This window comes from Blastococcus sp. TF02A-26 (assembly GCF_003319125.1).
Taxonomy (GTDB): Bacteria; Actinomycetota; Actinomycetes; order Mycobacteriales; family Geodermatophilaceae; genus Trujillonella.
The window spans coordinates 151,329-164,580 of sequence record NZ_QOHG01000003.1; the positions used below are offsets into that span (position 1 = coordinate 151,329).

13 protein-coding genes are annotated in these 13,252 nt (G+C 74.7%); 7 read left to right on the top strand and 6 right to left on the bottom strand.

Features of this window, described 5'->3' with window-relative positions; translation table 11 throughout:
* Positions 1 to 26: 26 nt before the first annotated feature.
* The 6 genes from rsmG to rpmH all read right to left on the bottom strand — a co-directional run bounded on the left by rsmG (position 27) and on the right by rpmH (position 3,363).
* On the bottom strand, positions 27 to 725 hold the full coding sequence (gene rsmG / locus DQ240_RS04435; protein ID WP_113838411.1) for a 16S rRNA (guanine(527)-N(7))-methyltransferase RsmG: 699 nt from the start codon (positions 723 to 725) through the stop codon (positions 27 to 29).
* Complete coding sequence (locus DQ240_RS04440) at positions 722 to 1,300, bottom strand: protein jag (RefSeq protein ID WP_113838412.1); 579 nt, start codon at positions 1,298 to 1,300, stop codon at positions 722 to 724. The genes rsmG and DQ240_RS04440 overlap by 4 nt, the downstream gene beginning before the upstream one ends.
* Positions 1,301 to 1,382: 82 nt before the next feature.
* The gene (yidC, locus tag DQ240_RS04445; protein WP_199589064.1) at positions 1,383 to 2,480 is read right to left on the bottom strand and encodes a membrane protein insertase YidC; all 1,098 of its coding nucleotides are present in this window, start codon (positions 2,478 to 2,480) and stop codon (positions 1,383 to 1,385) included.
* The gene (gene yidD / locus DQ240_RS04450; RefSeq protein ID WP_233498490.1) at positions 2,473 to 2,859 is read right to left on the bottom strand and encodes a membrane protein insertion efficiency factor YidD; all 387 of its coding nucleotides are present in this window, start codon (positions 2,857 to 2,859) and stop codon (positions 2,473 to 2,475) included. Before yidD ends, yidC begins: the two co-directional genes overlap by 8 nt.
* Positions 2,856 to 3,224, bottom strand: a complete 369-nt coding sequence (rnpA, locus tag DQ240_RS04455; protein ID WP_113838413.1) for a ribonuclease P protein component — start codon at positions 3,222 to 3,224, stop codon at positions 2,856 to 2,858. The genes yidD and rnpA overlap by 4 nt, the downstream gene beginning before the upstream one ends.
* A gap of 1 nt (position 3,225) precedes the next feature.
* Positions 3,226 to 3,363 carry a 50S ribosomal protein L34 gene (gene rpmH / locus DQ240_RS04460; protein WP_029430705.1) on the bottom strand — a complete coding sequence of 46 codons (138 nt, stop codon included), beginning with the start codon at positions 3,361 to 3,363 and terminating at the stop codon, positions 3,226 to 3,228.
* Positions 3,364 to 4,013: 650 nt separating this feature from the next.
* Here rpmH and dnaA point away from each other — a divergent pair.
* The 7 genes from dnaA (at position 4,014) to DQ240_RS04495 (ending at position 13,239) form a co-directional block, all read left to right on the top strand.
* The gene (dnaA, locus tag DQ240_RS04465; protein ID WP_113838414.1) at positions 4,014 to 5,723 is read left to right on the top strand and encodes a chromosomal replication initiator protein DnaA; all 1,710 of its coding nucleotides are present in this window, start codon (positions 4,014 to 4,016) and stop codon (positions 5,721 to 5,723) included.
* Between the two features lie 772 nt (positions 5,724 to 6,495).
* Positions 6,496 to 7,674: a DNA polymerase III subunit beta gene (gene dnaN / locus DQ240_RS04470; RefSeq protein WP_233498491.1), complete on the top strand. Its 1,179-nt coding sequence runs from the start codon at positions 6,496 to 6,498 to the stop codon at positions 7,672 to 7,674.
* Between the two features lie 55 nt (positions 7,675 to 7,729).
* Positions 7,730 to 8,692: a phosphogluconate dehydrogenase (NAD(+)-dependent, decarboxylating) gene (gene gnd, locus DQ240_RS04475; protein WP_233498492.1), complete on the top strand. Its 963-nt coding sequence runs from the start codon at positions 7,730 to 7,732 to the stop codon at positions 8,690 to 8,692.
* Positions 8,693 to 8,777: 85 nt separating this feature from the next.
* Positions 8,778 to 9,953, top strand: a complete 1,176-nt coding sequence (gene recF, locus DQ240_RS04480) for a DNA replication/repair protein RecF (protein ID WP_113838415.1) — start codon at positions 8,778 to 8,780, stop codon at positions 9,951 to 9,953.
* Positions 9,950 to 10,450 (top strand): DUF721 domain-containing protein, encoded by a 501-nt coding sequence (locus DQ240_RS04485; RefSeq protein WP_113838416.1) that lies wholly within the window; start codon positions 9,950 to 9,952, stop codon positions 10,448 to 10,450. The genes recF and DQ240_RS04485 overlap by 4 nt, the downstream gene beginning before the upstream one ends.
* Positions 10,451 to 10,516: 66 nt before the next feature.
* Positions 10,517 to 11,467, top strand: coding sequence for a hypothetical protein (locus DQ240_RS04490; RefSeq protein ID WP_113838574.1), 951 nt, complete (start codon positions 10,517 to 10,519; stop codon positions 11,465 to 11,467).
* Between the two features lie 110 nt (positions 11,468 to 11,577).
* Positions 11,578 to 13,239, top strand: a complete 1,662-nt coding sequence (locus tag DQ240_RS04495) for an ABC transporter ATP-binding protein (protein WP_255410872.1) — start codon at positions 11,578 to 11,580, stop codon at positions 13,237 to 13,239.
* Positions 13,240 to 13,252 lie beyond the last annotated feature (13 nt).

Here is a 13,252-nt window from a genome sequence, read left to right on the forward strand (position 1 = left end):
TGGAACGGAGTGTCTGGAGAACGGCCTCACCGTCGTCCCCGCGTCATCACCACCACGGTAGTGGCAGCGTCGCCCCACTCCGCACCGACGGCCCGCGGGTGGATGTCCCGCATCCCGGCGGCCTTGAGCTCGCCGAGCATCCCGGGCAGCTCCTCGAGCGCCCGGGCGCCCACGAGCGCGACCAGCGAGGCGCCCGGACGGAGCAGACCGCGGCACCACGCCACCAGGCGGGGGAGCGGAGCGACCGCCCGCGCCGTCACCACGTCGACGGGACCGACCGCGGCGATGACCGAGCGCTCCTCGGCCCGACCGCGGACGACCCGCCACGGGGTCCCGAGCTCGGCCACGGCCTCGGTCAGGAAGTCCACCCGCCGCGCCATCGGCTCGACCAGGGTCAGGACGACGTCGGGGCGGGCCAGCCCCAGGGGGATGCCCGGCAGGCCGGCGCCGCTGCCGACGTCGACCACGCGGGCACCGTCGGGCACCGCCTCGGCCACCGCGGCACTGTTCAGCACGTGCCGCTCCCACAGCCGGGGCACCTCGCGCGGCCCGATCAGCCCGCGGGTGACCCCGTCACCGGCCAGCCGGGCGACATAGGCCTCGGCCCGGCCCAGGGCGTCGCCGAAGACCGCGGCGGCGAGCTCTGGCGCCGGGGGAGCAGGGACGTCCGGGGCGGCCGAGGTCTCCGGAGCGCTCCCGCCGGGCCGCTGCGGGGGCTGCGTCACCGGTCCGGCAGGACCACGACCCGGCGGTTGGGCTCCTCACCCTCCGACTCACTGTGCACACCGGCCACACCGGCCACGACGTCGTGCACGACCTTGCGCTCGAAGGGGTTCATCGGCGCCATCCGCTCGGGCTGGCCGCTCTGGGCGACCCGGCCCGCGGTGTCCGCAGCCAGGCTGGTCAGGTCGGCACGCCGCTTGGCGCGGTACCCACCGATGTCGAGCATCAGCCGGCTGCGCACCCCGGTGGACTGGGCCACCGCGAGCCGGGTGAGCTCCTGCAGCGCCTCGAGGACGGCGCCGTCGCCGCCGATCAGGTCGTCCAGCTGACCACCGACGATGGCGACCGAGGCCCGGTCGCCCTCCACGTCGAGGTCGATGTCGCCGTCGACGTCGAGGATGTCGAGCAGCCGCTCGAGGTAGTCACCGGCGACGTCGCCCTCGCGGACGAGCAGGTCGTCCCCGCCGGAGCTGCGCTCCTGGGTGTCGGCCGGTTCGATCGACGCGTCGGCGTCGGCGGCGCCGGGGTCGGGCAGCTCGGTGTCGGGGTCCGTCGCCGAGGGGTGCGGGGCGCTCATGAGGGGTTCCTCCCTGTGGGTGCAGGCGGCCGGGGCGTCCCCGGTGGTATCGGTGCGGCGCCGGGCGGGCGGCGCCGGCGGCTCAGCGGCGCTTGCGCCTGGCCCGGTTGCCCGGCGCGGTGCTCCCTGCGCCACCCGGTCGCTTACCGGCGCCCTTGCTCCCGGCGGACGGCGGAGCCGAGCCGTTCGCCGAGGACCCGCCGGCGCCGTCCGCCGAGGACCCGCCGGTGCCGTTCGCCGCGGCGTCCGGGGACGGGGCGTCGGACACCGGGGCAGCCGGCGCCGCCGGGGCGGCCGGACGGCCGCCCTTGGTGCGCACGGGCTTGGCCCCGGGCTTGGGGGCGAGCGCCTTGGGGTCGATCGCCAGCTTCTCGGCGGCCTTCTTGGCCAGCGCGGCGGGCGAGTTCGGCGGGGGCAGCTTGCGCAGGATGTAGAACTGCTGGCCCAGGGTCCACAGGTTGTTCGTGAACCAGTACAGGAGCACGCCGATCGGGAAGAAGAAGCCGGTCACGAAGAGGCTGATCGGCATGCCGTAGAGCATCAGCTTCTGCACCATGGCGGCCTGGCCCTCGACCGGCCCGGAGCGGCGCATGATCTGCTTCTGCGTGAAGAAGGTCGTCGCGCACATGATCACCATGAGCGTCAGCGCGACGACGCGGATCCCGCCCTCGCTCACCCCGGGCAGCGCCAGGAGCTCGCGGGCCTTGTCGCCGGTCATGTTGAACGACGAGGAGATCGGCGCCCCGAACAGCTCGGCCTTGGCCGCCTGGTCGGTGAGCGTGCTGTCCCAGCTGTAGAGCCCCTCGGCGCCCGGCCGCAGCCGGCGCAGCACGTGGAACAGCGCGATGAAGATCGGGATCTGCGGGAGGATCGGCAGGCAGCCGGCGAGCGGGTTGACCCCGCGCTCCTTCTGGAGCTTCATCATCGCCTCGCTGAAGCCCTGCCGGTCTGATCCGTACTGCTTGCGCAGCTTCTGGATCTCGGGCTGGATCTCCTGCATCGCGCGCTGGCTCTTGACCTGCTTGATGAACAGGCGGAACAGCAGCACGCGGATGGTGACGACGAGCATCACGATGGACAGCGCCCACGTGATGCCGGCGGCCGGGTCCAGGAACGTGGAGAACAGTGCGTGCCACTGCTTCATCACCCACGCGATCGCGGTGTACAGCCAGTCAAGCAACGCGAGCCTCCTGCTGCGCTGACCGGCCCGGAGCCGGCGAGGTGGTGGGGTCGCGGTGCGACCGGTCGGGAGCGGCGGCGGGGGCCGGCGCGGGTGCCGCACTGCCCGACGAGTGGCCGCACCCCGGGGTTCCGCCGCTGCTGCGCGGCGGCACCGGGTCGTAGCCGCCGGGGTGCCAGGGCGCGCACTTCAGCAGCCGGCGCAGCGCCAGCCAGGCGCCACGACCGGCGCCGTGGGTGGCGATCGCTTCGGCCGCGTAGGCGCTGCAGGTCGGCGCGAACCGGCACCGGGGCGGCAGCGCCGGGCTGATCGCCCGCGAGTAGAAGGAGACGACGGCGAGCATCGCCCGCGCGACCGGTCCGCGGCCGGCGCCGGTCATCGGGACCGCACCCCCGGGTCGAGGACCCGGCTCAGTCCGGCCACGAGGTCGGCGCGGAGCCGCTCCGAGGGGGCGTCGGCCGCCTCCGGCCGCGCCCGGACCACGAGATCGGCACTGTCGGGCAGGCGGTGCAGCTCGTCGCGCACGACCGCCCGCAGCCGCCGGGTGACCCGGTGACGGACGACCGAGTTCCCCACGGCCTTGCCCACGACGAAGCCCGCCCGGGGACCGGCCCCCTCGGGGCGCGGTTCCGGGCGTTCGGGGAGGAGGTGGAGCACCATGGTCGGTCGCCCGGCACGCCGACCGGACCGGACGACCGCGGTGAACTCCGGACGCCGGCGCAGGCGTGCCTGCGCGGGCAGCACGTCAGGCGGAGAGCTTCTCGCGGCCCTTGCGCCGACGGGTGGCGATGATGGCCCGCCCGGCGCGCGTGCGCATACGCAGCCGGAAGCCGTGCGTCTTCGACCGACGGCGGTTGTTCGGCTGGAACGTGCGCTTGCTCACGGAGTACTCCCACTACACGACATCGGCGGTGCGCACCCGCCGGCGGGCGGATGCGCGCGGGGTGACACCGGCGCGGCGATCGCCGCTGCTGGTGCTCCCCGGAAGCTGGTGGACCGCGACGGCCCCCGGTGCACACCGGCACGCGAGCGCGCCGAGGTGCCGCGGACGTGCCACGGACTCCGACCAGCATAACCGAGGACGGCGACCTCCCGGGCGACCGGTCGGGACCGGTGACTGCCCAGGTTCTCCCACGGGTCCCCCCGTCCGACGACGCCGACGCGCCGTCGGACGGGGCGCGACACGCCCGGCGACGCGCCGGGGAGGTGGGGAGCCGTCGTTGCCCGCCTGTGGACGGGGCTGTTAGCGTCGCCGTCGCTCCGGCCCGATTCCCCCGGTCCGGCTGCACGGGCCGATCCCTCGACCCGCCGAGCGCCACACCCGCCCGCCGGCTCCTCTTCTCCGCTCTGACCAGGGAGGACGGCCGGAGCCGGGCCCGCACCACGAGCCCGGTCCCCGAACCCTCCCGGCCGTGCACATCCTGTGGACACGGGTGTGGAACGGTTGTGTCCGGATGTCCACACCACGGACCGCCCGGGGCGCGCGGCGGGATCCGCCGGACGACACAGCTGGAGCTGGAGGAGGACACGGCCATGGCCGATGCCACGGTGGACCTGGCCACGGTCTGGGACCAGATCCGGGAGCGGCTGTCGACCAGCCTGTCCCCCCAGCAGAACGCGATGCTCAACCTGACGCGACCGCTGGGCCTGTTCGAGGACACCATGGTGCTCGCCGCTCCGAACGGCTTCACCCAGGCGGTGCTCGAGAGCCGGATGCGCCGGGTCCTGGCCGAGGCGCTGTCCGAGCAGCTCGGCCGGGCCATCCGCGTCGCCGTGCAGCTGGAGGACTCCCCGGCCGAGAGCGGGCCCGAGCCCGAGGCCGAGGACCTGCCCACCCGCCGTCCGTGGTCGGCGGCCGAGGCGTCCCGCCTCGAGGAGGACCAGCAGACCCGGGACCGCGCCGACGACGGGCGCAGCGCCTTCGGCGTCCGCGCCGACGCCCCGCCCGCCTGGGAGCGCGAGCCGGGTGGGCAGGGGAGGACGCCGCCGACCGAGCTCCCGCCGGAGCGGCCCGCGGGCCGGCGTCGCCGGGCCGCCGAGCGCGACTGGGGCGGCGGCGACGAGGCCGGCGTGCTGCCTTTCGAGTTCGACGAGCCGCAGGCCCCCGAGGACACCGGCGGCGAGGACACCGGGGGCCGCACGCGCCGCGGCGGCCGGGGCGGGGACGCGGCCGCACTGTTCGGCAACGACCGGCGCGCGGGCGGCTCGGACCCGGGGCTCAACCCCAAGTACGTCTTCGACAGTTTCGTCATCGGCAACAGCAACCGGTTCGCCCACGCCGCCGCGGTCGCGGTCGCCGAGGCGCCGGCACGTGCCTACAACCCGCTGTTCATCTACGGCGACTCCGGGCTGGGCAAGACCCACCTGCTGCACGCCATCGGGCACTACGCGGCGCGGATGTTCCCCAACGTGCGGGTGCGCTACGTGAGCACCGAGGAGTTCACCAACGAGTTCATCAACCTGGTGCACTCCGGCCGGGCCGAGGAGTTCCGTCGCCGGTTCCGGGACATCGACTTCCTGCTGATCGACGACATCCAGTTCCTGGAGCGGGCCGAGCGCACGCAGGAGGAGTTCTTCCACACCTTCAACACGCTCCACAACGCCAGCAAGCAGATCGTCATCACCTCCGACCGGGCGCCGAAGAAGCTGACGACGCTGGAGGACCGGCTGCGGACCCGCTTCGAGTGGGGGCTGATCACCGACGTCCAGGCACCGGACCTGGAGACCCGCATCGCGATCCTGCGCAAGAAGGCCTACGGCGAGCGGCTGCAGGTGCCCGACCCGGTGCTGGAGTTCATCGCCAGCAAGGTGCAGACCAACATCCGCGAGCTCGAGGGCGCCCTGATCCGGGTGACCGCCTTCGCCAGCCTCAACAAGCAGACGGTGGACCTGCCGCTGGCCGAGCTCGTGCTCAAGGACCTGATCAGCGACGAGCAGGGCCCGCAGATCACCGCGGCCATCATCATGGCCGCGACGGCGGAGTACTTCTCCGTGACGATGGAGGAGCTGCAGGGTTCCAACCGCAGCCGCACGCTGGTCAACGCGCGTCAGATCGCGATGTACCTGTGCCGCGAGCTGACGGAGCTGTCGCTGCCGCGGATCGGCGCCTCCTTCGGCGGCAAGGACCACACCACGGTCATGCACGCCGTCAAGAAGATCACCAACCTGATGAGCGAGCGTCGCGCGACGTACACCCAGGTCACCGAGCTGACCGCCCGCATCAAGAGCCGCGCCCGCTCCTAGCCTCCCGGTGGGTGGACGACGACCGGCCCTCCGTCCACATCCCTGGGGACCCGGCTGTGCGGTCATCGACCGCCTCCTGTGCGGTCATCGACGGCCGCAGGGCGGTGACCTCGGTCGACACGTCGCCGAGTTGTCCCCAGGGATGTGCACAGGTTGGGGAATCCGGACCGGCACCGGTGTGGAGCGGCCGTGCCGGGCATCGACGGACGCCGGCGTCGGGACGGCTGTCCACCGAGGTGGATAAGCCTGTTGACCAGCGGCTTCGTTCCCCCGCCGTCACCTGCCCGACGGACGCCGTCCACGTCGCCGTCGCGTCGCCTGGGGACCGACCGGGGGAAACGGTGGGACAGGGGGTGGACGACGACGCGCGACGGTTGACAACCGCGGAGTTGTCCACGTGTCGACACAGCCGTGACGGTCACCACGCACAGCGCACCCACATGTCGACTTCTGGCCTGACCTGCGCGAACGGCTCCGATCCCCAGCTTCCACACCAGTGATGACGAGGATGAGGGAGTTCTCTCGAGGGATCCTTGAACAGCACTCTGGGTGGGGACGGCCCGCTGGCAGGTGCCTCGCGGGCCGTCAGGAGCAGCAGACCAGGAGCCACTGACAGGACCGGATGCAGCGGGTGCGACGACCCGTTCGCGGGACAGCGGTTTCCCCCCGGCCCGGTGCGCACGGCACGATGGGGGACCGCACCGCGGTCCGGCCCTCGTGGCCGCCGCCGTGGGGACCATGCAGTGCACGGAGCAGTGGACGACGAGCAGGGGTGGGTCAGGTCATGGAGTTCCGGGTGGCTCGAGAGGTGCTCTCCGATGCCGTCGCGTGGACGGCGCGCAGCCTGCCGCCGCGGCCGTCCGTGCCGGTGCTCGCCGGGATCCTGCTGGAGGTGGACGGCAGCCAGCTGTCGGTGTCCGGCTTCGACTACGAGGTCTCGGCGCGGGCGGAGGTCGACGTCCAGGCGACGGAGAGCGGCCGCACCCTGGTGCCCGGCCGCCTGCTGGCCGAGATCACCCGGGCCCTGCCACCGCACCCGGTCGACATCCGCGCCGAGGGTCCCCGCCTGGCGATCACGTGCGGGAACGCGCGGTTCAGCCTGCCGACGCTGCCGGTGGAGGACTACCCCTCGCTGCCGTCCATGCCCTCGGCGGCCGGGGTGGTCGAGAGCGACGTCTTCGCCGAGGCCGTCGGGCAGGTCGCCGTCGCGGCCGGCCGGGACGACACGCTGCCGATGCTGACCGGCGTCCGCCTGGAGATCGACGACGACCGCGTCACGCTCGCGGCGACCGACCGCTACCGGCTCGCGGTGCGGGAGTTCGCCTGGCGTCCGGAGACCCCGGGGCTGTCGGCCGCGGTCCTGGTCCCGGCCCGCACGCTCGCCGACGCTGCCAAGACGCTGACCAGCGGCCCGGAGATCGTGCTCTCGCTGTCCTCGAGCGGCACGGGCGAGGGCATCCTCGGCCTCTCCGGAAAGGACCGGCAGACCACCACCCGGCTGCTGGACGCCGAGTTCGTGAAGTACCGCGCGATCATGCCGAGCGAGTCCCACGCCCACGCGACGCTGCCGGTCGGCCTGTTCACCGACGCGGCCAAGCGCGTCGCCCTGGTCGCCGAGCGCGGCACGCCGCTGCGCTGCGAGTTCACGCCGGGCCAGGTCACCCTGCGCGCCGGCGGCACCGACGACGAGGGCCAGGCGGAGGAGCGCTGCGACGTCGAGTTCGACGGCGAGCCGCTGACCATCGGCTTCAACCCGTCGTTCCTGCTCGACGGGCTGGCCGCGGTGCACACCCCCCGGGCGCGGATGGACTTCACCAGCCCGCTCAAGCCCGCCGTCCTCTCCGGGGTGGCCGAGCCGGCCGCCGAGGACGAGGGTGCGGGTGGGGGCCGGGCGATCGTGGAGGGCGCGGACTACCGCTACCTGATCATGCCGGTGCGCCTCCCGGGCTGAGGGAGGGCCGCCGTCGCGCTCCGCGGCACCGACCAGCACGATGGACACGGATGTCGTGGAACGCCGAGAGGGGATCGTCACCGTGCAGCTGGGACTGGTCGGGCTGGGCAAGATGGGCGGCAACATGGCGGAGCGCATCCGCCGGGCCGGCCACGAGGTGGTCGGCTACGACCGGTCACCGGGCAAGCGGGACGTCGACAGCCTGGAGGCGCTGGTCGGTGCCCTGCCGGCACCCCGCGTGGTCTGGGTGATGGTGCCGGCGGGGGACGCCACCCGGTCCACGGTCGAGGAGCTCGCCGGTCTGCTCGAGGCCGGTGACGTGATCGTCGACGGCGGGAACTCGAAGTACACCGACGACCAGGTCCACGACGTCCTGTGCCGGGAGAAGGGCATCGGCTACGTCGACGCCGGCGTCTCCGGCGGTGTCTGGGGCCTGGAGAACGGCTACGCGCTGATGGTCGGAGGCACGAAGGAGGACGTCGCCAAGGTCCAGCCGATCTTCGACGCGCTCAAGCCGCCCGCCCCGAAGGACGAGTCCGGGCAGGATGTGCCCGGCGACGCCGGCTTCGTGCACGCCGGGCCGGTGGGCGCGGGCCACTTCAGCAAGATGGTCCACAACGGCATCGAGTACGCCCTGATGCAGGCCTACGGCGAGGGCTACGAGCTGCTGGAGGCCGTGGACCTCATCGAGGACGTGCCCGGCGTCATCAAGTCCTGGACGCAGGGCACGGTCATCCGCTCGTGGCTGCTGGACCTGCTGGTCCGCGCGCTGGAGGAGGACCCCCGGCTGGACCGGATCCGCGGCTACGCCGAGGACTCGGGCGAGGGGCGCTGGACGGTGGAGCAGGCGATCGAGAACGCCGTCCCCATGCCGACGATCGCCGCGTCGCTGTTCGCGCGCTTCTCCTCCCGGCAGGAGGACTCCCCGACCATGAAGGCCGTGGCCGCGCTGCGGAACCAGTTCGGCGGTCACGCGGTGCAGGCGGTCCGCGAGCAGGAGGCCGAGCGGCCCGCATGAGGAAGGACCCCCTTGCCCCCCGCCACTCGCAGGCTCGCGGCGGGACCCTGCAAGGGGGCCGCTCCAGCACGTCACCGGGGGCCTGATGTACGTCCGGCACCTGCAGCTCGGGTCGTTCCGCAACTGGGAGCGGGTCGACCTGCCGCTGCGACCGGGACCGACGGTGTTCGTCGGGCGCAACGGCGAGGGCAAGACCAACCTGGTCGAGGCGGTCGGCTACCTCGCGACCATGGGCAGCCACCGGGTCAGCGCCGACGCCCCGCTGGTGCGGCACGGGGCCGAGCAGGCCGTCGTGCGGGCGGCGTTGCGCCGGGAGGACCGCGAGCTGCTCGTCGAGATCGAGATCAACCCCGGCCGGGCCAACCGGGTGCGGGTGAACCGCGCCCCGCTGCCCCGGCCGCGGGAGCTGCTCGGCCTCGTGAAGACCGTGCTCTTCGCCCCCGAGGACCTGGTGCTGGTCCGCGGCGACCCGTCGGACCGGCGCCGGTTCCTCGACGACCTGCTGGTCAGCCGCACCCCGCGGCTGGCCGGGGTGCGCAGCGACTACGAGCGGGTGCTCAAGCAGCGCAACGCCCTGCTCAAGACCGCCCGGCTGGCCCGCGGCGGCGCGCTGGCCACCCTCGACGTCTGGGACGGCCACCTCGTGGACCTGGGCAGCCAGCTGCTGGCCGCCCGGTTGCGGCTGGTCGCCGACCTCGTGCCGCACGTGGCCGCCGCGCACGCCCAGGTGGCGGGGCCGGAGGCCCCGCTCGCCGGCCTGGGCTACACCAGCACGGTGCCGCTGGCCGGGGACGGGACGCCGATGACCGCCGGGACGCCGCTGCCCGACGTCGCCGAGCTGGCCAACGCGCTGCGCGAGCGGGTCGCCGAGCGGCGGCAGGACGAGGTCGACCGGGGGATGACGCTGGTCGGCCCCCACCGCGACGACCTGGTGATCGCCCTCGGTCCGGTCCCGGCGAAGGGCTTCGCCAGCCACGGGGAGTCCTGGTCGCTGGCGCTGGCGCTCAAGCTGGGCTGCCTGGCGCTCTACCGGGCCGACGGGGAGGAGCCGATCCTGGTGCTGGACGACGTCTTCGCCACCCTGGACACCGACCGGCGCGCGGCCCTGGCGGCCGTGGCGCGGACGGCGGAGCAGACCCTGATCACCGCGGCGGTCCTCGACGACGTCCCGGCCGAGTTGCGCGGGACCCGCGTGCAGGTGGCCGGTGGAGCGGCGTTCGTGGTGGAGGACGACACGGTGCTCGAGGGGGGCGTGCGGTGACCGAGGAACGACCGAGCCGTCCGAGCGACGTCGCCCGGGCGGCGCTGGAGGCGGCGCGCGCGGCCGCAGCCGCACGGCCGCAACCCACCCGGCGGCGGATCGCCGGACCGCGCCGGCGGTGGACCCCGGCCGGACCCAGCGCCGACGACCCGCAGCCGCTCGGCCGGCTGGTCGACTCGCTGGTCAGCGACCAGGACTGGACGTCGCACACCCGCGTGGGCGCGGTCTTCGGCCGCTGGGACGCCCTGGTCGGGGCGGACATCGCCGCGCACTGCCGGCCGCAGTCGCTGAGCGAGGGCGAGCTGCTGGTGGTGGCCGAGTCCACCGCGTGGGCCACCCAGCTGCGCCTGCTGGCGCCGAGCATCCTGGGGAAGCTGCGCGCCGGGGTGGGCGGGGACGTCGTCACCCGCTTGCGCGTTGTCGGACCGACGGCCCCGAGCTGGAAGAAGGGCCCGCGGTCGGTCCGCGGGCGGGGGCCCCGCGACACGTACGGATAGGCCGGCCTCGCACGAGGGCGGCCGGGAGGACGGCGAGATGACGGGCGACACGACGGGGGACCGGCGATGAGCGGTCCGCAGGACCGGGACCGGGACGGGTTCGACGACCGCGACGGCAGCGGCTGGCGCGAGCCGGAGCACCTGGGCGAGGGCTCGTCGCGCGGCGACAGCACGCCCGGGGGCACGCCGCCGGCGGATCCGCCGCAGGAGCCGCAGCGGCCGGCGGCCGATCCGGGCTGGCAGCCGCCCGGCTGGGACCTGCCGGCGGCCGAGCCGGCCCGCCCCCGGGACCCCGGGTACGAGCCGTGGCCGGACCGGCCCGGTCCCCAGGCTCCGCCGCAGCAGCCGCCGGCCCGGGGCGGCGGGCTGTTCGGCCCCCGCCGGCCGCGGCAGCCCGGTGAGGTCGAGAAGGTCTTCGCCTACCAGGGCGACCCGGTCGGCGCGCAGGGCTGGGCGGTGCAGAACGGCTGGGAGATCTCCGACGGCACCGGTCCGGAGGACGCCGCGCTGGGGCTGCTGCTGACCACGGCGCCGACCCGGCTCACCCGCGACCACCGCCCCGCGGGGGTCATGCGTGGCCGCTACGGCACCCTCGACCTGGTCGCCTTCGACGTCGTCTACGCCGACACCCGGCGGATGGTGCCGGAGTACGCGATCACCGCCGCACCGGTGCTGGCCACCCTGCCGGCGCTGCGGCTGTCGCCGGTCCGGTTCTGGAAGCACCGGACCGGTGGCCTGGCTCCGGTGCCCAGCGGTGATCCCCAGTTCGACGACCGGTGGGTGCTGCTGAGCAGCGAGGACTCCCCCGTCGTCCGGCGGCTGGTCGAGGACCCGACGGTGCGCGGCCTGCTGCTGGACAGCGACGACGGCGACGAGTTCTGGTCGGCCGGCGCCGGCGGCCTCTCCGGTGGCTACGTCGCCGCGATCCGCCCGGACGGGCAGCGTCCCGAGCTCATCGAGCACCACGCGCGGCTCCTGGCGGCCGTCGTCGGAGCGCTCGCCGCCGCACAGGCGTAGTCCTGGCACCGGAGGAGCCGCCGCCGGCCGCGCGGTCGGCGGGTCTGCGGCAGCTGCTCCCGCTGCTGCGCCCGCACCGCCGCGCGCTGGCCGGTGCCGCGGCGCTGTCGCTGGCCGGCGCGGCGGCCTCGCTCGCCCAGCCGGCGCTGGTGAACCGGGTGATCTCCGCCGTCGGCGCCGGGGAGGCGCTGCTGCCGGTGGTGAGCCTCCTCGTCCTCGTGCTGGTGGTGGCGTCGGTGCTCGGGGCCGTGCAGTCGTTCGTGCTGCAGCGCGCGGCCGAGGGCGTCGTCCTCACCACGCGACGGACCGTTGCCGACCGGTTGCTGCGGCTGCCGGTGGCGGAGTACGACCGCCGGCGCACCGGCGACCTCATGTCGCGGGTGGGTGCCGACACGACGCTCCTGCGGGCGACGGTGACCTCCGGGGTGGTCGAGGTCGCCGGCTCGGCGGTCGTCGCGGTCGGCGCCCTGGTCGCCATGGCGGTGGTCGACGTGTGGCTGCTGCTCGTGACCGTGGCCGCGGTCTCGGTCGGCATCGCCGTCGTCATGAGCACCAGCCGCCGGGTGCGCCGGCTCTCGCAACGGGCGCAGGAGGAGGTCGGCGCGATGAGCGCCGCGGTGGAGCGCGCGCTGTCGGCCGTGCGCACCATCCGGGCCAGCGGCGCCACGGCCCGCGAGGTCGCCGTCGTCGACGCCAGCGCGACCCGCGCCTACGGCGCCGGCGTGGCGGTCGCCCGGCTGCAGGCGCTGGTCGAGCCCGCGGGCTCGATCGCCGTCCAGGGTGCCTTCCTGGCGGTCCTGGGCCTGGGCGGCTACCGGGTCGCCTCCGGCTCCATCGAGGTCGGCGAGCTGGTGGCGTTCGTGCTCTACCTGTTCCTGCTGGTCATGCCGCTGGGGCAGGCGATCAGCGCGTACACCCAGCTGCAGACCGGGCTGGGGGCGCTCGCCCGGATCCAGGAGGTGCTGGCCCTCGAGCCCGAGGACGACGCCCGGCCCGAGCGGGGTGGTGCCGTCGTCGCCGTCCCCCCGGTGCCGCCGGCCGGGACGCCGCTGCTCGAGCTGGACGAGGTCTCCTTCGCCTACGCCGACGGGACGCCGGTCCTGGACCGGGTGTCGCTGGCCGTGCCGGCCGGGTCCCGGGTGGCGCTCGTGGGCCCGTCCGGTGCGGGCAAGTCCACGGTGCTGGCGCTGGTCGAGGGCTTCTACCCGCTCACCGGCGGGGCGATCCGGTGGGCGGGCACCGACGTCCGCGACCTGCCGCGGGCGGCACTGCGGGCCCGGCTCGGCTACGTCGAGCAGGAGGCGCCGGTGCTCGCCGGCACCATCCGCGACAACCTGCTGCTGGCCGCGCCCGACGCGGCCGAGGAGGAGCTCTGGGCGGTGCTCGCCGACGTCGGCCTGACCGGGGTGGTGCAGCGCTCGCCGCGCGGCCTCGACGTCCCGGTCGGCGACGACGGCGTCCTGCTGTCCGGCGGCGAGCGGCAGCGGCTGGCGATCGCGCGGTCGCTGCTGGTCCGCCCGGCGCTGCTGTTGCTCGACGAGCCGACGGCGAGCCTCGACGCACGCAACGAGGAGCTGCTCCGGCGGACCCTCGCCGCGGCGGGCGCCGACCGTGCGCTGCTGGTGGTGGCCCACCGGCTGTCCACGGTGCTCGACAGCGACCGGATCGTCGTCCTCGACGGCGGCCGGGTGGTGGCCTCGGGCACGCACCACGAACTGCTGGACGGCAGCCCGCTCTACCGCGAGCTCGCCGCGGCCCAGCTGCTGGTCTGATCGTGCGCGGGGC

Coding starts and splice junctions, on each gene's coding strand:
- DQ240_RS04440 (WP_113838412.1), bottom strand. CDS start 1,300: ATGAGCGCCCCGCACCCCTCGGCGACGGACCCCGACACCGAGCTGCCC.
- yidD (WP_233498490.1), bottom strand. CDS start 2,859: ATGACCGGCGCCGGCCGCGGACCGGTCGCGCGGGCGATGCTCGCCGTC.
- dnaA (WP_113838414.1), top strand. CDS start 4,014: ATGGCCGATGCCACGGTGGACCTGGCCACGGTCTGGGACCAGATCCGG.
- recF (WP_113838415.1), top strand. CDS start 8,778: ATGTACGTCCGGCACCTGCAGCTCGGGTCGTTCCGCAACTGGGAGCGG.
- DQ240_RS04490 (WP_113838574.1), top strand. CDS start 10,517: ATGAGCGGTCCGCAGGACCGGGACCGGGACGGGTTCGACGACCGCGAC.